This window comes from Pseudobutyrivibrio sp. UC1225, assembly GCF_900115215.1.
Classification (GTDB): Bacteria; Bacillota; Clostridia; order Lachnospirales; family Lachnospiraceae; genus Pseudobutyrivibrio.
The window spans coordinates 71,491-93,771 of sequence record NZ_FOVQ01000010.1 but is presented as its reverse complement, the minus strand read 5'-3'; the positions used below and the strand labels follow the sequence as shown (position 1 = coordinate 93,771).

The window sequence follows — 22,281 nt, the reverse complement described above, 5'->3', positions numbered from 1 at the left end:
GGCAGTTAACTGCCTTCTGCCTGTTTACTTTTGAGGGATGGCATGGGTGTTCGAAGGAAATTCAATTACATGAATTTACTTTTAATCCTAGTTTTCGTAGTGGGACTAGGAATACTTTTGTATCCCAACATTTCTGACTTTTTTAACCAGAAGAACAGTTCAAAATCAATTAATGAATACGATGAAACAGTAGCTCAGATGAATGAGGAAACAAGACAGGTGCTGTTTCATGAAACAGAAGACTATAACACCACACTTTTATCAAATCCAGTAGGTCGTTTTGCAGACATGACCGAGGAAATGAAGGATGAATATTATTCTACTTTGGATGTAGATGGAAGTGGAATGATGTGTTATCTGAAGATTGACAAGTTGGGCTTAAACCTGCCGGTTTTCCATGGTACTACAGAGGACGTATTACAGAAGTACGTTGGACACATTGAAGGAACATCACTTCCAACAGGTGGAGTTGGTACCCATTGTGGTCTCTCAGGTCACAGAGGATTACCAAGCGCCGTACTTTTCACAAATCTGGACAGAATGGAAGTGGGAGATGTTTTCTCCATCATCGTTTTAGGTGAGGAGCACTTTTATCAGATAGATCAGATAGTAACAGTATTACCAAATGATTTATCACCTTTAGCAATCGATCCAGAAATGGATTACGTTACATTGGTCACATGCACTCCTTACGGTGAGAACACTCATCGACTTATGATACGAGGAGTTAGAATAGAGGATGAAAAGGCTGAGGAGGTAATTGAGAACACGGACTCATCAGCACTGAAATACGGACTTACCCGTGAACAGGTTGTAAATGTTATTGCAGCAGTTATGGGTTCTATATTCGTATTTGTAGCAGTACCAGTTCTGCTTTTCCCACCAGTGCCTACACCAAAGGCATATATAAGACCTTGGGATGACAATATCGAGGAGGTTTGTAAGGCGGCCATTAAGGTTTCCGAAATGGCTACCAGAGCAAACTGGGAAATGGATAGTGTTACTCATGAGGCAGACACCTTTGCAAAGAGAAGAAGATGGGATGACACTCTCAATCACACAGATAAGCTTACAGAATCAGATAGCGAAAGACCTTGGGATGAATACGATTTCTACGATGAGTCAGTAGACTATAGTGAGGAAGAGTCAATAAGACTGTGGGATGATAAGGTATTAGAGAAGGTTGATCAGGACTGGTCAGTATTTGACAGAGACAGGAATCAGCAGAATCTTAAGTTTGAAAACATAAATGAAATTATCGACCAGGGCAAGGTTGAGGATGCATTTGAAAACCTTGACGATTATTTCAAGGAAGAATTACGAATAGGATTTGAACTATTGGAGAAATCCAAGAAAGGAAAGTAGTCATGTTAGGAGCCTGGAAGAAATACCTGAACTACATATTGATTATTGTAACAGGCTCTATGCTGATTTTGTTTATTATTTCCAATGCCATTTCTGTGACTACCGTTGCCGAGGATGGTGATTTAAATGAGAGCCTTGCAGACGGGTTGGGCTCAGATGAAAACTTATCTAATCCAAATGGTGATGTAGTGCTTACATCAGCAGGTGGTGGAGAGGATGGTGGAGCTCAAACTCCAGAGCCTGCACCTGAACCAATTCCAATACCTTCAGATGGAGGGGATCCAGAAGACCCAACTGTTACGCCGGTTCCAGAGGCTGATCCTACCCCAACGCCAAATCCAGATGATCCAGAAGTGACACCAACGCCAAATCCAGATGATCCAGAAGTGACACCAACTCCGGATCCAGATGATCCAGAAGTGACACCAACACCAGATCCAGAAGTAACACCAACCCCAGAGGTAAATCCTACTCCTGAACCAGGAGAGGAGGAAGAGGATAATGGCTGCATTTGTACAACACATTGTACAGAGGATGAAGTAAATTCTGAGTGTCCGGTTTGTTCTGAGGATTACAATGAATGTTCACCTAAGGAAGAGGACCCAGAGGAAGGCGAGGAAGAGGAAGAAGAGTGCACCTGTACAGCACTTTGTAATTCGGCAGAGTTTGATGAGACATGTCCTGTATGTGCCAAGGACTTTACCAAATGTGCCTTTAAAGAAGAGGAAGAAAAGGAATGTACCTGTGAGTACTTATGCGAAGAAGGTGAAGTGGACTTAAGCTGTGAGTGTTGTGCCGAGGATTACACCAAATGTAAAGGTGTTGAGCGGGAATATGCAGCTATTATTCAGTACTCTATTCATGGAGAGGAAAAGACTGCAAAGTTCCTTACACTTGAGGAGGCACTGAATGGAGCAAAGGCAGTTGCCGATGAGGTTCACAGTCAGGAGGATTCTAACTATGTTCCCGTTATTGAAATCAGGGATGAAATAGATGTTTCCTCTACTATTACTGTTGAAAATAACTGTAACTTTATCATTGATGTAAAAGGACACAGGATTTCTGTTGATTCAGGAGCATATCTTGATTTCAGTAGCAGTAGTGTCACCTTTAGGGACAGCACCACCTCTGGAATTAATTACGGTGGAGATAACACCAGACCGGGTGGCGTCTCAGGTACAAGTGGTCAGCTCTTTGCTGGTTCAGATACACTGACATTTACAACGGGTTATTACAATATTTCAAGTGGTGTATTATGCAGTGGTTTTTCTACAGTTACAGTAAACGATGCATTTTTGATTAATTCATCAGGTAGTCTTTTTGATAACAGAACTACCTTTAATGTTAACAACGGTTTCTTTGTTTACGACAGTCTTTATAAAGATGGAAATGAGGGTAGTGTTGTTTGTCCAAACAGTATGGTTCTGATGGATAAGGCCCTTTCAATCGGCGGCTATTCTGTTCAGGGCTATGGTTTGTGCTCAGCAGTATTCAAGGTGACACTGCAGATGGTAGGAGCAACAGACTACTACTGCTCAACCTTTGCAGAGGCATTTAGCACAGCTGAGAGTCTCAGTAAATCAAATGATGGGGCAAAGACTGTTATTGTTATAAATGATACAGTAGTTTCCAGCGTTGCCATATCACAGACATATACTCTGACAGGCAATGGTGAAGGCTATGACCCAGTGGTACAGATCGACAATATTAATTTTACTCGAGGTGGAGCAGGCACAGCTGGATTTGATGGAACAATGTTTGCTGTATCAGGAGGCGAGCTGATATTCAATGATTGTACAATCAATGGATATATTTCCGAAAGTCAGGTAGCTGTAGGCTCTATGATTACCGTTGATTCTGGAGCTACTCTTTCCCTTATAGGTTCATCAGGTACGGGTACTGTTCTCACAGGAAATGTTGCACTCCTTGGTGCTACAGCTGGGGACCCTGCAGCAGGTATTTATTTAAAGGATGGAAGCCGTTTAAGAGTTAATGGCTATATTGTTGCTCATAATAATGTATGCTACAGCGAGGTGGCTGACCCTAATGGTCAGATTGAGGGAATCAGAACTGACAGAAACGTATACATGGAAGTAAATTCAGCCATAGTAGTTGATGGAGCCCTTATCAAGACAGAGAGCTTCCTGATAGGAATTACAATGTCCACTGATGATGTGGATGAGACTCAGCCAATAGGCTCCCTTTCCAACGATTATTATTTTGGTTTGGCAGCAGCAGGTATTTCAGAGGTTGATTTAAGTGCATTCTACATGGATACCTCGGCAGCCTACTTCATGGATATGGACTTTGATAACAATATAATCACATGGAGCAGAGGAGGCTCACTGCTTCCTGAGGCAGGAGTGTTTAGATTGGAATATATTCTTTTATTTATGGGATTGATGGGATTCATTTTCCGTGCAATTCAGGAAGCCAAGGATGAAAGAAAAGAGATAGTAAAATACATTACCGTCATTTCATTGATCTGCCTTCTAGCAGGTGCTGGCTTTGGCAGCTATCACGTATATGATGAGATGAAGATTATTCAGCGTAATAATCAGGTGATGGAAAATTTGACAGGAAATAACAGTGATGGTCAGGTCACCTCAGGCGATGCAACCTTTGAACAGGAGGTGACTCCAGAGGAATCAATCACAATCGTGGAGGATACCTCCACTGAAAAGATTGTGGAAGAGGTGGCACCTAATAAGTCCATTGTTCCTGCAGATGGCAGAGAATATATAGGCGTTATTGAAGTGGAGCGACTGGGAATTAAGCTTCCAGTATTAAGCAGCTACACAGATGCAGATATGAAGACAACTCCTTGTGTATATTATGGCACGAGAGAAAATGGAAATCTGGTAATCGTGGGTCACAATTATAACAGTCAGTTTGGAGATTTCAATCTCCTTGACAGCAGGGAGGTTATTACAGCAAAGCTGACACTGGTGGATGGAAGTGAGTACGAATATACCAGCAAGCTGATGGAGAATCTTGAGCCTGATCAAATCGATGAGATGCTGACAGGCGACTGGGATTTAACACTGTTTACATGTAGTTATTCAGGAGAGAAGAGAATAGCAATTAGATTTGACTTGAAGAGGTAGAAGTATGGAGTTGATGGGAATCGGCATAGATATGCTGTCCATCCTAATTACATTTGTTATTCTTGTGGGTGTTCTATTAGGTAAAAGAAACTCGATGAATGAATATTTCCCGATTCTTTTACTTATGAACGCCCTGGTTCTGCTTGCGGATATGGGAACACTGGTATTTGCAAATGACGTTGATAATTTAAACTTACTTCGTATTTCCGTTATCCTGCAGGGCTCTCTTACATATGTAAGTATTTCAGGATTTAATCTTTACGTTGATAAGCTTATTACAAGGAAGCGTGGAAAGAGACCAGCCTTTAGGGCGGTGCCGTTTGCTATCTGTGTGATAATGATTCTGTTTTGGATTACATCTTTGATTCACGGGTATGCCTTCAAGGTTTCCCGGGAAGGAGAATACAGTCAGGGACAGCTGTTTTTCTTTGTTGTGCTCATTGGCTGCATCCTTGTGATTTTCATTTTCTTTAGAATTATATACAACCAGATAAATGGCATTTTGGATGCAAATGTGTGTATAGCCTTATACATATTTATCATCATTCCATTTGTAGTTCTGTTCCCAGCTTTAATGTGTGAGTGCCTGTCCATGCTTTATGGTGCTATCACCGTAAGCTATCTGATTATGTTCATAGCAATCCATGTTACAAGAGAGCAGACTGTTGTGGAAAAGAAAATGGATGACACAATTATGCAGACAGATTTGATTATCTCTGAGCTACAGCCTCATTTTATTTTCAATTCTCTTACAAACATAAAATATCTGATCAAGAAAAATCCTGAGCTAGCCATAGATGCCATGGATAAGTTTACCAAGTACTTAAGAAGAAATCTGGATACCATAACAGACCAGGATTTGATCACCTTTGAGGAGGAGCTGGAGCACACCAGGACTTACTTGTGGTTGGAGCAGCTGAGATTTGGTGACTTGAAAATAGAATATAGTATTGATGAGGATCAGTTCCTTATTCCTCCATTGTCACTACAGCCTGTAGTTGAAAATGCTGTTCGACACGGTGTTACCAAGAAGGTTGGTGGTGGAACAATCAAAATCTACGTGCGAGATATGGAAGATTGTTATAAAATTACAGTAAAGGATGACGGAATAGGTTTCGATGCGAAACAGCTTGACGAAGAAATAGCAAATGCAGGTATATATGATATAAGAAAGCGTTTGTACGAGATGAATAAATCAAAGCTTTCTATAGCAAGTACAGAAGGAGTTGGCACTACAGTTACATATCTTATCATGAAGGAGGACACTGGGGATGATTCTGTTCAAGGATGAGACACAAGAAGTAGAGGAAGCCATTGCTGAGGTTGTAAAGGAAGTTAAGGCTGAAGAAGCAGAGAAAAAGCTAGATGAAAAGCTAGAGGAAGAGCCAGAGGAGAAGCTAGAGGAAGAGCTAGAGGAGAAGGCTGAGGAACCTGTAGAAGCTGAGAAGCCACAGGAAGAAAAAGAGGAGCCAAAGAAATCAGATAGTCTTGAGACTGAGGTGGATTCTCTTTTAGATGAGCTTAATGAGATAGAAAAGCAGCTTGGCATGAAGCAGGAATTTGAAGATATAGAGTTTCCTACTCTTAAGCCAATAATTCTTCCTCCTATTAAATATCCAGAGCCAGCACCTGTTATTACAAGGGCCGATTTTGCAAAGCTTGATGATGAACAGTTTAATCTGCTTATGAAAAAGCTTAATAATGTTGAGCATATGGAAGCTGAGATTAAGGCGATGAAGGAGATTATCGACGAAAGACTGAGCCTTGATTTTAGAGCCATGTATGACAACATCATGGAAAAGACTAATATTGAAGCCATAAAAGTATATAGAAATGTTCAGGCCGTGGTTATAGAAGAAAATGCCAAGCAGAATCAGGCATTGTTCGGACTTGACAGTAAATCAGATTCACTTAGAAAGCGAATGAACAACGTGCTTATCTTTGCAACAGTTTCATTCGTAGTTTCAGTGCTGGTTATGCTTATAACCATTTTACCTGCCTTTGGAATTAAACTGTTTTAGAGGTGACCATGGAGGACAAAAAAACAATAACCATTGCTATTGCACTGTCAGCAGCAATGGTTTTGATGTTTATTGGGACAATTTTATATGCCAGAGTTCACAGACAGCAGCAGGAGCAGGCAGAAGCCGAAGTCAAACAGGAGGCAGAGGCCGAGGATGGGGAAGATGAATTTCCAAGGCTGAATCCAGACTTTGAGTACCTGCCTATTGATGTGACAAACATGGTGGTAAGAGTGGATGATGTGGATATGGATGCGGAGGATTCTGCCATTCACGATGTAGAAGTGGAAAACACATATATCAACACCACACCTTTGTTACCAAGTATTATGAATGAGCGTGAGAAGGTGCTGAGGGAGTATGTAGATATAAGTGCCTTCCCTGACAGCTACATTCTTAACGAAAAGAAATCTATTTCTATTAATGATTCCACTGTGTCAGTGCCAAAGGAGGTTTATCTTTATAATGTGGGAATAGATAAATCTTCAAAGGCCACTGTAAGTGTCACGGTGGAGGATGATGAAAAGATAATCAGGACCTTAGGCTGGACCAGTACAAAGCCAGAGGTAGTTCAGCTTTCCACCACCTCCGGAGAGACAGTGGATATTGAGTATGTTGGTCAGAAATTTTCTGGCAAGGTACCGGTATCTATTTTTGTGACCTATGAGACCTCTAAAGGAAACACAGCCACCAGAGAGATAACCTTTAACGTGTTTGTGGAGGATGTTTCCTACGGCGACGATCAGCTGAAGGACAAGGCTGGTAATGAGCTGTTTCTTGATAAGGCAGGCAAGAATGCTGCCTACGTATCGGATTTTGCAGGAAATGAATATTTCTATGGAGAGATTAAAACCACCGGTTGGCAGACAATCGACGGTGCCACATATTATTTCAACGGGGATTCACTTCCAGTAAAGGGAAATCAGATTATTGGAGGTTTGCCTTACGATTTTGGTGATGATGGAATTCTTTCCTATGCAGTTGGAGACATGGGTATCGATGTTTCCAAGTGGCAGAAGGATATAGACTGGCAGCTGGTTGCTGCTTCTGGTATTGACTTTGCCATAATAAGATGTGGCTTCAGAGGTTCTATCTCAGGACAGCTTGTAGAAGATCCATATTTCAGACAAAACATGAGAGGGGCATTGGACAATGGTATAAAGGTAGGCGTGTATTTTTTTACTCAGGCAATCACTGAGCAGGAGGCTATTGAAGAGGCATCAATGGCAGTGGCAATGTGCAGGGAGTATGAAATCACCCTTCCAATCTATATAGATTCGGAAAATGCTGTTAGAGGCCGAGCCAACGGTCTTGACAGAGCTACAAGAACAAGATGTCTACAGGCATTTTGTGAAACCATCAATAACAGTGGCTACAGAGGAGGAGTATACGCCAGCAAGAACTGGTTTTATGACAAGCTGTATGCTGAGAGTCTGGAGCAGTATAGTATCTGGGTAGCCCAGTACAACACAGAATGCAACTATACTGGTAAGACAGATTACTGGCAGTATTCTTCAAAGGAGACAATAGCTGGTATCACAGGATATGTAGATGTAAATGTAGTAAGACAGTCTGGTAGGAAATAAATAGTTGAAAGGTTTGAATTACAAGGCCGGATGAGCTTTTTCATCCGGTCTTTTTTTGATGAAAAAGCCCCATATGGGTTCTGTAGTTACGGAACTCAAAATTTATTCAAATTTATAACACAATATAACCATTGTATAACGTTATAATTTTATTATTAAAATATTCATGATATGTTTACTGTAACTTAATAACACAATCGTTGAATTGTCAGAAATTTAAATAGTGTATTTGAATATAGGTATTGAGATGTTGAAGTAGTTAGGATCGGAGGTATTAATATGAAGTGGGAAAATATTAGTACTAAACAGCTTATAACATGTACCGGAATTGCTTTTGTCAGAAGCACTAAGAAAATGATTGAAAGGAACAGAGTTGCCTATCGTACCACAGCAATAGTTATGGTATTTGCCATGGTATTTACTATGGGGTTCGGAACACCTTTGGCTATAGCTGCAAATGGTGGTGCTGATAGTGTAATTACAAATATCGAGTCTCTCGGTAATGATGTGGCTGTACAGCATCTTCCTGTTGGAGCGTCAGAAAGCGACATTATCTTTCCTGATACATTAAACGCTACCTTGGAGACATACAAGGAAGTATTGGTTGAGGTTATTCCAGAGGTAGAAGAAAAAGAAGAAGTACCTGAGGAGGAGGAAGAAGAGACAGAGGAAGTAACAGAGGAAGAATCTACTGATAATATCCAGGATGTTACTGAAGCTGAGGAGATTTCAGAAACAGATACAGAGTCACAGGAATCAGTGGCACCTGTAGCCGAGTCTGCAGATGATGTTGTAACAGAAGAGCCTGTAGTGGAGACTCCAGAAGCTATAGAGGCACCAACAGTTGCAGAAACTCCAATAGTTAATGAAACACCAGTAGTTACAGAGGCTCCAGCTGAAGCAGCACCAGTTGAGAGTGCACCAGTGGTTGAGTCAGCTCCAGTATCAGAATCTGTTTCTGAGCCAGAGCCAGCTGATCCTGTAGCATTTATTATAGATACATTATTCCCAGCTATTACTGTAAAGGCAGCAGAGGCAGGAGTATTTGCAGAGGTGGCAACTGCAACAGCAGAGGCTGTCACAGGAGAATCAGTACCAGAGGAAGAACCAGTGGAGGTTCAGCCAACATATGTAGTAGAGACAATTACTACTTCAGCAGAGATTACTCTTGCTGATATAACCTGGTCCCTTGACCCAAGCTTAAGTACAGCACCAGCTTTCGATTCAAATATCCAGGGTGCTAATTATGTATATAGAGCGAACATATCTTCAGGCTATGCCATCAATTCATCAATTCCTACAATCACTGTAATTATTGGTGAGTTAGTAGAAGAGAAGGGATTTGAGCAGAGCACAGTTGTAGACGGTGTGGTTATCACCGTTAAGGCAGATAAGGGTGTGTTCCCTGAGGGAGCATCTTTATTTGCAAGACGAGCTACAGCAGAGGAAACAGAGGTTGCAGAGGAAGCAGTAGAGAACGAAAGAGAATCAGACAACGTAGCAGCTTCATATACTTTTGATATAAAGGTTCTTGATGCAGCAGGAAATGAAATTCAGCCTGATACCACAAAGGGAACAGTAAAGGTTTCATTTACTCTTGAGGAAGCAAAGAACGAAGCGCTTGAAGCAGATGTTTATCATATTACTGATGCCAACCCACAGGCACCAGTAGCTGAAAAGCTTGAGACAGAAAGCAATAATGCAACAGTAGAAGCAGAAACAACAGGATTTTCATTCTACACAGTAGAATTTACATATAATGGATTACAGTATGTGCTTGAAGGTGACACAAGCGTTTATTTAAAGGATATTCTTGCTACCTTAGGGATTTACGGAGAGATAACAGAAGCATACAGTAGTGCACCTGAATTATTTAATGTAGTTTACTTAAGAAATGATTGGATAGTAAACTCAGTAAATCCATTTTCATCCTTAGAAAAGCTTACAACTGTTGTTGATGGAACAACTTATGAGATAGAAGTAACTGATGCACAAAATGGTGTTGATAGTCCTATCCAGCCTGATTCAGATAAGACTGGAAAGAGCGCAAGTGATTTAGTTAAGTCTGTACTGAGTGATGGTGTTACAGCAGAGAATGCAGCTAAGACTGGTGCTGTGTATGGATTTACAAATGGCTCAGATCAGGTTGGTATTGAATCTGGAATAATTCTAGATACCAGTTATATGGCTTCAACTAATCATGATTACGATTTGGAAAAGCTGGTTACACAGTTAGGCTATAGCTATGGCGGCCATACATCAACATTGGAATTTACTATGATTGCATCTGGTAATTTGTTGAATTTCAATTACGTTTTTGCATCCAGTGAATTTGATCAGTCATCATGCTTTAATGATGCATTTGGTTTATTTGTTAGTGTAAATGATGGTCCTTATGAAAATATAGCAAAAATAAAGAGAAGTGATAATTCACTACATGATGTCACCATCGTAAATTTGAGAGCAGGATTAGGTGGTCATGAGATGTGGGATGGAGAAGGTACAGATCTTTCAGAAGCTCATTCTCTTTTCATCAACAAGCCTGTAGGAGTAGCTACTGATGTTAGCATAAAAGGAGTCTCTTTAGTATTCAATGCCCAAAAAGAGGTTAATACAGGAGATAAAGTAAAAGTAAAATTTGCTATATGTGATTGTAGTGACAGCAGCTATGATTCATTTGTATTCATCGAAGGTGGTTCTCTTAGCTTTGATGCACCAAATTCAAATGTTGATTACTTCGAAGAGGTACTTAAGGGATTCACTCCTGGAGTAACATACGAGATTACCTGTGATGATGAAGTATACACTTTTATAGCATCAGACTATGGAACAATTAAGATCTTTGGAAAGGACAAAAACGATAAAGAGTACGACTTCTATGGCAAGACTTTATCAATAGTACAAAAGGGTGATGGAGAAACAGGCGATTCTGAAGCACAGGAATTATCTATTTCAGAAAGACCAACCTTCACAGATCCATTTGATGGTTTTGATTTAAATCAGGATGCAGACAGACCATCAGAAGGTAATTCAAATCCTATATACACAACTAAAGATTCAATCACAATTACTCTCGATAAAGATGACAAAGAAAAAATGGGTCAGGTGTATCGTATTTACGATAATGAGAGAAAAGAGATTGAGGGACAGGATTGGAAGCAGCCAGAGCCAGATGGAACAATTACATTCGATAATTTGCAGGAGTATACAGAATATATTCTCAGATATAGAAGACCTGCAACAAAGAAGGTTCCTGCCTCTAAGATTTCAGATGGTATTAGTATAACAACTGGTGAAACTGTAGAGGTTACAGTTTCAAATACAATTGATAAAGATTACGACGGCAAACCTGTTGATTTCGATATCACTACTAATCCAACAGATGCTACCATCTCATATAGCACAGATATAGATGGCGAATTTAGCAGCACAATGCCAGTAATCAAGGATGCCGGTGAATACACAATTTACTACAAGGCTACAAAGACTGATTGTACTACAACATATGGCAGCTTCACCGTAACAATTGATAAAGGTGCTCATGAGGATGTGGAGCTTACAACAAATACAAATGTTCCTGTTAAAACTACAGAGGAAGCAAACATTGATTTAACAAAATATGTAGAGGATGGAGCTGAGTTAATAGACTACCAGATAGAAGGAGATTTATATGATTACATTGACAATGTTGATTTTATCGATGGTAAGATTGTTTACAACATATCAGAAAATGAGAACGGAACAACTGGTGTACTTAAAGCAAAAGTGAGAAGTACAAATTATGAGGATTACACAATCATTATTCCTTTGATTTCAAAGAGACCTGCTCCAGTATATGTTCCAACATATATTAGTACAGGAACTACTACCTCAGCACCTTCAAGTGCTCCAGCAGTAATGCAGAGGGAAGAGACAACTTCTAAAGTGGTTGTAGAGAAAAAGGATGAAAAGGTAGAAGAAAAGAAGGAAGATGAAGAAAAGAAGCCTGAGTATGTACCTGATATAAAGGCAGCTCAGGAGATAATTCCTGAAATAGTAGAAGAGACAACCGAAGTTACCGCTGAGACTGAAGAGATTACAACAGATGCTGATGATACTCTTGACAAAGGCAAGATTATTGACAAGGGTGACATCTGGGGCGATATGACAGAGGACACCAAGCTCAAGCTTTTGGACAAGCTTGAGGAGAAGGGTGGAGAGGTTGTTAAGACAGCAAATCTTATTGACCCTGTAGCATCTGCAAAGGCAGAGCTGAAGGCAGAAGAAAACGAAAGAGATATAGTAGATGACAAGGTTCCTGTAAAGAAAACACCAATCGCACTTGTTATGGGCGAAGGTGCAGTTGTAGTTACACTTGAGCTTACAGATAATTCAAAGGCTAATGCAGGTCTTGCTGACGCAAAGGCAGTAGCAAAATCTATTCTTACAGAAGAACAGTATGCAGCAGTTGCAGCAGGAAGTATTCTTGAAATCAAAGTTGAGCTTACTCCACTTGAGGAAGAAACTATTCCTGAATTAGACCGTCAGGTTATTGATGATGGCGTGACAGAGTATGCTGAGCAGATACCAAATCTTTCAATGGCAGATTACATCGATATCAGTATGTTCATGAGAATCGATGACAGTGACTGGAACCAGCTTACAGAGGTTGATCCTATCGATATCGTAATCGATATTCCAGAAAATCATAAGGGATTATCTGATACATACTTCATCATGAGAGCACATGAAGGTGTCAGCACACTTCTTGAGGATAAGGACAGCGACCCTGATACAATTACAATCTCTACTGGCCAGTTCTCAACATACGCACTTATGTATGATGAGCCACAGGTGGCAGTAAAGGCAGATATCGTATCTACAGCTTCAACATGTAATGTTTGTCATAAGTGTCCAACATTATTTGGAATTTGCTACTTTGTATGGCTTGCAATAGTTGCAGCAGCAGGTATTTCATTAGAGCTTTATAAGTCAACAAGAAAGCAGCAGGAAGAGGAATAATAAAAAGATAATTACGCCTAATACTTCATATTTCAACACCTCACAAGGCACCTCCCTACGGGGAGGTGTTCTTGTGTTAAAAAAGATTGACGGAAGTGGTAAGAGAAACGGGTAAGAGATAATCTATTTAGTACCTATATGGTGAACAAGCATATAAAAATGGAAGAAAACCAAAAATTATATGCATGGAGAAGGAGATTATATAGGGATTTAACCTGTTCAAGCATATAAAAAAGAAAAAAATTGAAAAATTATATGCTTAGAGAAGGAGATTATATAGGGATTTAATCTGTTCAAGCATATAAAAAAGAAAAAAATTGAAAAATTATATGCTTAGAGTAGAAGGTTACATAGGAATTAAAACTGTTCAAGCATATAAAAAAGGAAAAAATTGAAAAATTATATGCTTAGAGCAGAAGGTTACATAGGAATTAAACCTGTTCAAGCATATAAAAATGCAAAAAAAATAGAAAATTATATGCGTGGAGCAAAAATTAAGATTTTTGGGATTTAATAGCTCCCCAGACAACACCACAAATATTTTAGAGAAAATTGTTGTAGGTTATTGATGACGATACGAAAATATCGTATTATGATAATACGAAAAAATCGTAGGAGAGCATATGAAAACAAATACTGCATTAGAGACAAACATTATAGTTTCAAACAATTTAAAATATTTATTAAAAATTCATGGAGTGTCGAGGAAAAAGGTATGTAATGACTTGGGTATTAAGTATACTACCTTTTGCGATTGGGTTAATGGACGTATCGTTCCCAAATATCAAAATTTGGAAAAGTTAGGCGATTACTTTGGAATAGAAACAATTGAGTTCCTTAGACCTCTTGAAGAGGAAGGGAAGCTAGAAGCTGCAAATAGACTTCTAACCTATACTAATGAAATAGTAAGAAAGGGGAAGGTACTTGATATGAATGTAGTTAGAGAAATGTCAGATGAACAGGTAAAGGAATTATTGAATTCCGGGTTTACTTTTAAGCATAAGACTTATGAGGAAAGATTAGCTGAGTGCGGTGGGGTCGCACAGACTTACAAATTTGATTGGGGAGAACCAAAAGGAAGAGAGATGTTTTAATGAAAGATTTTTATCAAGGAGATATTATTAAAATTAGTGGATTTGGAAACCTTTTTTTGATAATAAGTAAGAATGTATTTATCAGAGAACGAAAAATGTTTCATGTTAGTCCGATAGTTAATACTGATATAATTAATCCTATGAATATAGATATAAAAGGTGTTGATGGGACAGAAGGAACAGTGATTTGTGAGGAGATTAAGCTAATAGACCCTGTTGCAAGAGCATGTACTAAAGTTGATAGAATAAATTATTGGGGTATCATTAATATATCAGATGCCATTCAGGGCATGTTTGAATATGATTAATCTTAGAAAGCACATTTTTTTGCTTCCAGAATTTCTAATGCATGTTATAATGCATTATATCTAGCCCGCAATTTTTGCGGGCTAGATTATTATATATTAAAGGAATGTAATTTTATGACTGAAAAAAGAGTATGCACCCGCTGTTTGCTGAGGGATATGATTGATGCAGACATGGGGATGATAGAAAAATATAAGGCAGCATTAAAGGCAGAGGACACTGTGGATGATGCAGAATATGAAAGACGTCTTGGAATCTGTACCAGCTGCGAGAAGCTAAATGAAGGTACATGTATGTCCTGTGGATGCTATGTGGAGCTCAGGGCAGCAGCTAAAGTATCTAGATGTCCTAACAAGAAGTGGTAGGAGAACAGACAACACCACAAATATTTTAGAGAAAATTAAAATATTTATTGAAAATGTAAAATTAATTTGATATATTGAAATCATCGATTGAGGATATACCTCATCTACTAAGCATATGAAATAGGGGCTTGATGCTTAGCGATAAGACAATTATGGAGGAGGAACCATGAAAAGAATTCTTTCATGTGTTCTGGCTATTACTATGGCAGGTGGTCTTGTGGCGTGCTCAGGCTCAGATTCAGAAGTGAAAAACTATACAGTCAGCTATGACGGCATTGCCACAGGCGATGTTTCTTCGGGCGTTTCTGTCCATGACCCATCAATCCTAGAAGTAGACGGAACATATTATATTTATGGCTCGCACATGACCTGCGCCAAGAGTGATGATTTATTAAATTGGCAGAAGGTGGCAGATGGCTACAGCAAGACTAATTCTGTTTATGGGCAGATTTATGATGTGGCTGATAAGGCATTTGCATATTCAGGAAACAAGGATAGTATCATTAAAACTGATGATGGAAAGACTCATGTGTGGGCACCAGATGTGATTTACAACGAGACCATGAAAAAATATGTGATGTATTATTGCACCACCAGTACCTTTAATGCATCAAATCTTTGCTTTGGAATAAGTGATTCCCCTGAAGGACCATTTGAATGGCAGGGAGCATTGATTTATTCAGGTTTTACAAACAAAAATATCGCAAATACGGATGTACTTGACTATGTAGATGAGACATATGCGAAGAAGAATTATATAAAGGGTGGCGCCTATAATTACGAGGACTATCCAAATGCAATCGACCCTACTATTTTTTATGATAAGGATGGCAGGATGTGGATGACCTACGGTTCTTGGTCTGGTGGCATTTATCTGTTGGAGCTTGATTCTGCCACAGGCAAGGTGATTCATCCTGAAGCTGATGAAGAAAAAAGGGTGGATGCTTATTTTGGCAAGAAGCTTTTAGGCGGTGGACACATCTCCATCGAGGGACCATACATAATGTATGATGCAAACACAGATTATTACTATCTGTTTGTAAGCTATGGTGGACTTACAAGCAATGGTGGATATCAGATGCGAGTGTTCCGTTCAAAGACTGTGGATGGAGACTATGTGGATATGAATGACACCTATCCTGAAAAGAGTGCAATGCACCAGAATTTTGGACTTAAGCTTTCTGGAAACTATAAGTTACCAAGTCTAGAAAAGGCATACATGGCCACAGGTCATAACTCTGCCTTCGTAGATTCAGATGGAAAAGAGTACATAGTTTATCACACCCGCTTTAATGACGGCGGTGAGGGACATTCTCCAAGAGTGCATCAGGTGCTGATGAATGAAGAGGGATGGCCATGCGAACTTCCATATCAGACTCAGGGTGAGACTGTTTCTGAGTCAGGATATGACAAGAAAGATGTTGTTGGTCGTTACTTTGTAGTTAATCAGGGGACGGATATTTCCAGTGATATCGCAAATCCGATAATTGTTTATTTAAACAATGATGGAAGCTGTGAAGGCAAGGAAGTAAGTGGTAAATGGGAAATGAAGGATGGCACTTACTATATGACTATTACTATTGATGGTCAGGACTACAGTGGTGCTTTTTGCCAGATGAAAGATGAAGCTGGTACAGATGTAATGACATTCTCGGCTGTTGGAAACAATCAGTCGGTTTGGGGCGTAATGTATGTTGATAAATAATTAGGGAGATTATAAGTAATTATGGATAAGAATTTTGAATACAATAAACCGTGGATATTGCAGCGTGCAGATCCATATGTATACAGACACACAGATGGAAAGTATTATTTTACTGCTTCAGTGCCGGAGTATGACAGGATAGTTTTGCGCTGTAGCGACACTCTTGAAGGGCTTAAGGATGAGCCAGAACTTGAGGTTTGGCATAGACATGAGTCAGGTCCGATGTCCAAGCATATTTGGGCTCCAGAAATCCACTTCCTTTTTGGAAAATGGTATATCTATTTCGCCGGAGGTGAAATGGAAGATATATGGAAAATTCGTCCATACGTATTGGAATGCCAGGGACCAGATCCAATGAAAGATCCTTGGATTGAAAAGGGAAAGATGACTCGTGCAGAGACAGACGAATTTTCATTTGAGGCATTTTCTTTGGATGCCACTGTATTTGAAAATAAAGGTGTCTGGTATTATATTTGGGCTGAGAAAGTTGGTGTTGGAAAACAGATTTCAAATCTTTATATCGCCCGTATGAAAAATGGATATACTTTGGAGACTGACCAGGTGCTTCTCACTACTCCTGATTATGACTGGGAACGTCATGGATACTGGGTAAATGAAGGACCATCTGTAATTATTAGAGATGGCAAAGTGTTTATGACATATTCAGCCAGCGATACAGGTGTAAATTATTGCATGGGAATGCTGAATGCTGATGCAGATAGTGATTTGCTTGATCCACTTTCGTGGAAGAAGGAGAGATATCCTGTATTGGCATCTTCACCTGAACATGTGGTATATGGTCCAGGCCATAATTCGTTTACTGTGGATGAGGAAGGCAATGATATTCTTGTTTATCATGCCAGAACTGAAACAGAGATAGTGGGAGATCCACTGTATAATCCTAACAGGCATGCGATGCTGATGAAGTTCCAGTTTATAGATGGGAAACCTGTATTTAAGTTTTAGGACAATAAAGAAGCCAGTCTGTAGTTGACAAGCTCATAGATTTCTCAAGCGAGACGTGTTGTCGAGCGGAGAAATACTATGGCTTGTCAGCGTAACAGGCTGGCTATTTTTAATTATTCTATAGGCATATAATTTAATGACACTCTGATGTCCTGACTGTAATTTCCGAAAGTCTTTCCGAAGAGTGTTACACCTCCGATGTGCTCTGCATCATCATCTACAGCGATTCTAAAATCTAAAGGCTGGCCCTGTTTGATGTTTAAATCAGCGATAGTAAGATCTGAAATCTGAAGACCATCAATAAATGTGCCGTGCTTGTTTATAACAAGCAGCTTAAGCAATCCGTACTGATTCCAGTTCTGTGGCCACCAGTCTGGGGTAAACATTCCTAAGATATCTCCACCAAAATCTCCAGGGCTGGTCCACATACCAAGCTTGGTTCCGTTAAGATAGAAGCTGATATCGGAAGGCCAGTTGTTATCAACCCCTGGTGCCTCAGAGGAAATCTCAAAAGAGATGGAAATCTGAGTGATGCGATTGTTGCTAGGTACAAGATTAGGGAAAGAGTACTCCACAAATCCCTTTGTAAACCACATAATATCTGCATTGAATCTGTCCGGATGACTAAAGTATCGTGCATCGTCGATTTCACCAATAACAGAGGTGCTGTTAGCAAGACCACAGGTAGGGCAGATATCATATTTTGAAAACTGTCCAACCTTTATGTCAGTAGTGAATACATTTGAAAGGTCAACAGGCTTTTCGATTTCTACAACTATTTTATCTTGAATAACAGAACATATTTTGGAATTTCCGTGACTAGCTGATTCATTGGATGTGGATATAAGTCCACATTCTTCTAATTTCTTGATATGGCCAGTGAGTGCACCATTACTGAGGTTTAGCTGTGTTGCAAGCTGGTTCATACTCATGTGGTCATTCTCTAATAAGATATTAAGTATCTGGATTCGCACGTCTGAGCCTAATGCTTTAAATAATTCTAGTCCTTCGTCTAGTGAAGTGATATGAATCATCGTACTGCTCCTTTTATGTTAAAAATAAATTACTTCATATAATTATAAAATTTGCTAATAACGCTGTCAATATGGGTGTGTAGAAAGGATTAAATATTTCAATTAGAATTAAAAGTAGAAGCACTTTGACGTGATAAAGTCAATTAATTTGATGTCAATTAGTGAAATTTACTAAAAACAATGTGAAGTATTTGTGTATATTAAAAGAATATCCAAAATAGTTTAGCTTTTCCTAAAATAAATATTGACGTTGAGAACATCCAGCTTTATTATAATACCATAATCGTTAATGAGTTGTGCAGTTTCCAATTCATGTGGCTAACAAGCCTCAGCCTATTGAAGTAATAAACTGCAAAACCAAACGCAAAACATTTCTTTTTTTACAAGGAGGAGAAGAATGAAGAAGAAATTGATTAGTGCATTACTTTGCACATCAATGGCAGCTAGCATGCTTGTTGGTTGTGGGGGAGCAGCTTCAGAAGGAGGAGTTGATCCAGACGCTGCAGAAGCAACAGAGGAGACTGCAGAAGAATCAGCAGAAGCTGAGGTAGTAACAAACACATTTGGAGATCCTAATGGTACTCATCTTGAGATGTGGACATTCGTTGAGCTTCACGGACAGCATTACGGTGTTATGGCTGAAGAGTGGAACAAGCAGCATCCAGATGAGACAATCGAAATTACATGTACAACATATCCATATGGCGATATGCACACAAAGCTTCTTACAGCTCTTGAAGCTGGAACAGGTGCTCCAGACATCTGTGACGTAGAAGTAGGTCAGTTCCCTAACGTAGTTGAAGGTCTTGATCAGTGGTTAGTTCCACTTAATGACTACGCAAAGGATTATCTTGATACAATGGTTACATCTCGTATGGAGACATACCAGGGCGAGGATGGAAATTACTATGGTGCTCCTTATCACGTAGGTGCAACAGTAATGTACTACAACGTAGCTGCTATGTCAGAGGCAATGGGAATTAGCCAGGACGAAGTTATTGCAAAGATTGATGCAGTAAAGACCTGGGATGATTACGCAAAGCTTGGTGAAGAGTATCTTGGTACAGTAAATGAAGAGGGTAAGTATTGGACATCAGTTGATACAGGCGGTGTTGATTGGCTCTGGATTGCAATGGCTGAAAACGGAGATGACTGGACAGGTGGATTTGATAATCCAGCAAACGTAAATATTGATTCAGTAAAGACAATGCTTGAGATGCAGCAGGGATGGTTAAAGAGTGGTCTTGCAGAGGTTTCTCCTGATGGACACGTTGACCTTGAGGCTGGTTTCCAGAATATTATGGATCACAACATCGTTTCATTCCCTAAGGCAATGTGGTACATGTCACGTTTCACAAACTATATGCCTGATGAGAAGGGCAACTGGTACATTGCTAAGTGTCCTGTATTCAAGGCTGGACAGAAGTGCTCTGTAGGTATCGGTGGTACAGGTACAGTAGTAACACAGCAGTCTGAAAATAAGGATCTTGCAGCTGAGTTTACTTGCTGGGCAAAGATGTCTGAAGAAGGCGAGCAGCACATTTGGGATACACTTGGATTTGATGTATGTAATTCAGCTTTATGGAGTGATGATGCATTCGCACATGATGACAACAACCAGTACAACCAGTTCTTTATCAACTACCCATATGATGTATTAAGCGATATTGGAATGGAGAACATCGGAAAGATTTCTGTTGTTTCTATCAGCCCAACAATCAATGAGTACTTCTGCACAACAACACTTAATCAGGTTCTTGAGGATCCAGACTACTCTGTAGAGGATGCTCTCAAAGAAGCACAGGATGCAGTTGACATGGAGCAATAATCAAAAGGGAAGATTTATATGGATATAAATGCAACAAGGATGCCTGCCAAGGGGCAGGCATCCTCTTTTAAAAAGACCAGTGGAGAAAGGTCAGTTATGAATTTTAGAAAATTTTTCTATTCACAGAAGGTTGCACCATATGTTTTTGTTATTCCTTTTGTGATTAGCTTTTTCCTTTTTTGGGTATACCCACTCATTACCGCATTTACGATGAGTTTCCAGGATATTGGAGCCATTAAATCAGAGTGGATTGGGTTTGCCAATTATGCAAAATTATTAAAGGATAATGTATTCCATATTGCTGTTTTTAACAGTGTTAAATACATGTTCTTTACCTTGGTACTTCTTATACCATTTCCAATGCTTTTTGCTGTTCTCATGGATAGCAATCTTGTTAAGGCAAAGGGTGTATGGAAAGCCGTTCTTTATATGCCAGCTCTTACATCGGTTGTTATTTCAGGTACTTTATTCCGTCTGATGTTTACAGAGTACACAACAGGTCAGATGAATATGGTTTCTGCAGCCTTGGGACTTGGAACATATAAATGGTTAAAGATGGGTTGGTCAGGAATGCTTGCCCTCCTGATAGTAGCATGTTGGAGATGGACAGGAGTAAATATGCTTTACTTCCTCTCAGGACTTAAATCAATTGATACATCTCTTTATGAGGCGGCAGATATTGATGGCGCTACAGGCTGGCAGAAATTCAGATTTGTAACACTGCCACTTCTTAAGCCAACAACAGTATACGTACTTACGATATCCGTATATGCAGGACTTGCAATGTTCCTTGAGTCATACATGTTATGGGCAGGAAATTCATCTCCAAACAATATCGGTCTTACAATTGTTGGATACTTATACAAGCGTGGTATTGAGAAGAATGATATGGGTTATGCCTGCGCAGTTGGTGTAGTACTTCTTGTAGTAGCACTTATCATCAATTTCGCACAGTTAATTTTAAATGGAACATTTAAGAAGGAGGAGAAATAATATGGCAAAGCAGAAAACTATGGCAGCCACTCCTCAAAGAAGAATAGGAACAATTCTAGGAACAGGCTTTTTCCTGATTCTAAGTTTGATTATCGTATTTCCGGTATTTGCAGGATTGTTAGCATCATTCAGACCAGGAACACAGCTTATCCGTAGAGGTCTTTCTATTGATTTAGATATCTCTACAATGAATCTGAATAACTACACATATCTTTTTAGTGGAAATGCAGACAGCCAGAAGTACTTTATGTGGTATAAGAATTCACTTATTATCACAATCGTATCAGTGGCTCTCACATTGATTATTTGCTACTTTGTTGCTTACGGTCTTACAATGTACGATTTCAGATTTAAGAATTTACTTTTTACAATCGTACTTGCAACAATGATGGTACCTTTTGAAATCCTTATGCTTCCACTGTATAAGGAAGTAATTGCACTCAAGTTGATTGACACCTACACAGGTGTAATCATAATAGGCGTGTGCAGCGCTTCAACAATTTTCTTCTTCAAGCAGTACCTGTCGGGTTTGCCAAAGGATTTATTGGATGCAGCGCGCATTGATGGCTGCAGTGAATATGGCATTTCGGTAAGAATAATCCTTCCACTTGCCAAACCAGCTTTTGCATCCATGGGTATTTTATGTGCAATGGGCAGCTGGAATGCCATCCTTTGGCCACTGCTTGTACTTAAAGGCGCAGAGAAGTTTACACTTCCAATTGGACTGAATACACTTCTTACACCATACGGAAATAACTATGATGTTCTTATTGCCGGTTCGATGTTCGGAATTTTACCTATTTTGGTAATTTTCTTAATCTTTAACAGATACATTATTGACGGAATGACTGCCGGTGCGGTAAAAGGTTAATAAACAATCTCCGATTGTTTATTAACCCTAATTGAAGGA

General features: G+C 39.5%; 16 protein-coding genes. 15 read left to right on the top strand and 1 reads right to left on the bottom strand.

What is annotated here, in order from left to right; genetic code table 11:
• The first annotated feature begins 69 nt into the window (after window positions 1–69).
• The 12 genes from BMZ41_RS12065 to BMZ41_RS12000 all read left to right on the top strand — a co-directional run bounded on the left by BMZ41_RS12065 (window position 70) and on the right by BMZ41_RS12000 (window position 17,516).
• Window positions 70–1,365, top strand: coding sequence for a class C sortase (locus BMZ41_RS12065; protein WP_176754419.1), 1,296 nt, complete (start codon window positions 70–72; stop codon window positions 1,363–1,365).
• A 2-nt stretch (window positions 1,366–1,367) separates the two neighbouring features.
• Window positions 1,368–4,472, top strand: a complete 3,105-nt coding sequence (locus BMZ41_RS12050) for a sortase (protein ID WP_143071348.1) — start codon at window positions 1,368–1,370, stop codon at window positions 4,470–4,472.
• 4 nt (window positions 4,473–4,476) lie between these two features.
• Window positions 4,477–5,763, top strand: coding sequence for a sensor histidine kinase (locus BMZ41_RS12045; RefSeq protein ID WP_090529964.1), 1,287 nt, complete (start codon window positions 4,477–4,479; stop codon window positions 5,761–5,763).
• On the top strand, window positions 5,744–6,493 hold the full coding sequence (locus BMZ41_RS15690; protein ID WP_177184218.1) for a hypothetical protein: 750 nt from the start codon (window positions 5,744–5,746) through the stop codon (window positions 6,491–6,493). Before BMZ41_RS12045 ends, BMZ41_RS15690 begins: the two co-directional genes overlap by 20 nt.
• A gap of 8 nt (window positions 6,494–6,501) precedes the next feature.
• Complete coding sequence (locus BMZ41_RS12030; protein ID WP_090529954.1) at window positions 6,502–8,079, top strand: GH25 family lysozyme; 1,578 nt, start codon at window positions 6,502–6,504, stop codon at window positions 8,077–8,079.
• Between the two features lie 279 nt (window positions 8,080–8,358).
• Window positions 8,359–13,080: a choice-of-anchor L domain-containing protein gene (locus tag BMZ41_RS12025; RefSeq protein WP_090529951.1), complete on the top strand. Its 4,722-nt coding sequence runs from the start codon at window positions 8,359–8,361 to the stop codon at window positions 13,078–13,080.
• Between the two features lie 391 nt (window positions 13,081–13,471).
• Complete coding sequence (locus BMZ41_RS15955) at window positions 13,472–13,594, top strand: hypothetical protein (protein WP_255405339.1); 123 nt, start codon at window positions 13,472–13,474, stop codon at window positions 13,592–13,594.
• A gap of 109 nt (window positions 13,595–13,703) precedes the next feature.
• A complete protein-coding gene (locus BMZ41_RS12020) occupies window positions 13,704–14,174 on the top strand; it encodes a helix-turn-helix domain-containing protein (RefSeq protein WP_090529948.1) in 471 nt (156 codons plus the stop codon).
• On the top strand, window positions 14,174–14,482 hold the full coding sequence (locus BMZ41_RS12015; protein ID WP_090529946.1) for a hypothetical protein: 309 nt from the start codon (window positions 14,174–14,176) through the stop codon (window positions 14,480–14,482). The genes BMZ41_RS12020 and BMZ41_RS12015 overlap by 1 nt, the downstream gene beginning before the upstream one ends.
• 114 nt (window positions 14,483–14,596) lie before the next feature.
• The gene (locus tag BMZ41_RS12010) at window positions 14,597–14,845 is read left to right on the top strand and encodes a DUF6171 family protein (protein ID WP_090165596.1); all 249 of its coding nucleotides are present in this window, start codon (window positions 14,597–14,599) and stop codon (window positions 14,843–14,845) included.
• Between the two features lie 166 nt (window positions 14,846–15,011).
• Window positions 15,012–16,550: a glycoside hydrolase family 43 protein gene (locus tag BMZ41_RS12005; protein ID WP_090529943.1), complete on the top strand. Its 1,539-nt coding sequence runs from the start codon at window positions 15,012–15,014 to the stop codon at window positions 16,548–16,550.
• Window positions 16,551–16,571: 21 nt separating this feature from the next.
• The gene (locus BMZ41_RS12000) at window positions 16,572–17,516 is read left to right on the top strand and encodes a glycoside hydrolase family 43 protein (RefSeq protein ID WP_090529940.1); all 945 of its coding nucleotides are present in this window, start codon (window positions 16,572–16,574) and stop codon (window positions 17,514–17,516) included.
• Window positions 17,517–17,629: 113 nt separating this feature from the next.
• Here BMZ41_RS12000 and BMZ41_RS11995 read toward each other — a convergent pair whose 3' ends face one another.
• On the bottom strand, window positions 17,630–18,550 hold the full coding sequence (locus BMZ41_RS11995) for an ArsR/SmtB family transcription factor (protein WP_028246550.1): 921 nt from the start codon (window positions 18,548–18,550) through the stop codon (window positions 17,630–17,632).
• A 397-nt stretch (window positions 18,551–18,947) separates the two neighbouring features.
• Between BMZ41_RS11995 and BMZ41_RS11990 the strand changes: the two genes are divergently transcribed.
• The 3 genes from BMZ41_RS11990 to BMZ41_RS11980 all read left to right on the top strand — a co-directional run bounded on the left by BMZ41_RS11990 (window position 18,948) and on the right by BMZ41_RS11980 (window position 22,242).
• Window positions 18,948–20,378 carry an ABC transporter substrate-binding protein gene (locus tag BMZ41_RS11990; protein ID WP_090165602.1) on the top strand — a complete coding sequence of 477 codons (1,431 nt, stop codon included), beginning with the start codon at window positions 18,948–18,950 and terminating at the stop codon, window positions 20,376–20,378.
• A 96-nt stretch (window positions 20,379–20,474) separates the two neighbouring features.
• Complete coding sequence (locus BMZ41_RS11985) at window positions 20,475–21,371, top strand: carbohydrate ABC transporter permease (protein ID WP_090166718.1); 897 nt, start codon at window positions 20,475–20,477, stop codon at window positions 21,369–21,371.
• Between the two features lies 1 nt (window position 21,372).
• Window positions 21,373–22,242, top strand: coding sequence for a carbohydrate ABC transporter permease (locus tag BMZ41_RS11980; RefSeq protein ID WP_242870595.1), 870 nt, complete (start codon window positions 21,373–21,375; stop codon window positions 22,240–22,242).
• Window positions 22,243–22,281 lie beyond the last annotated feature (39 nt).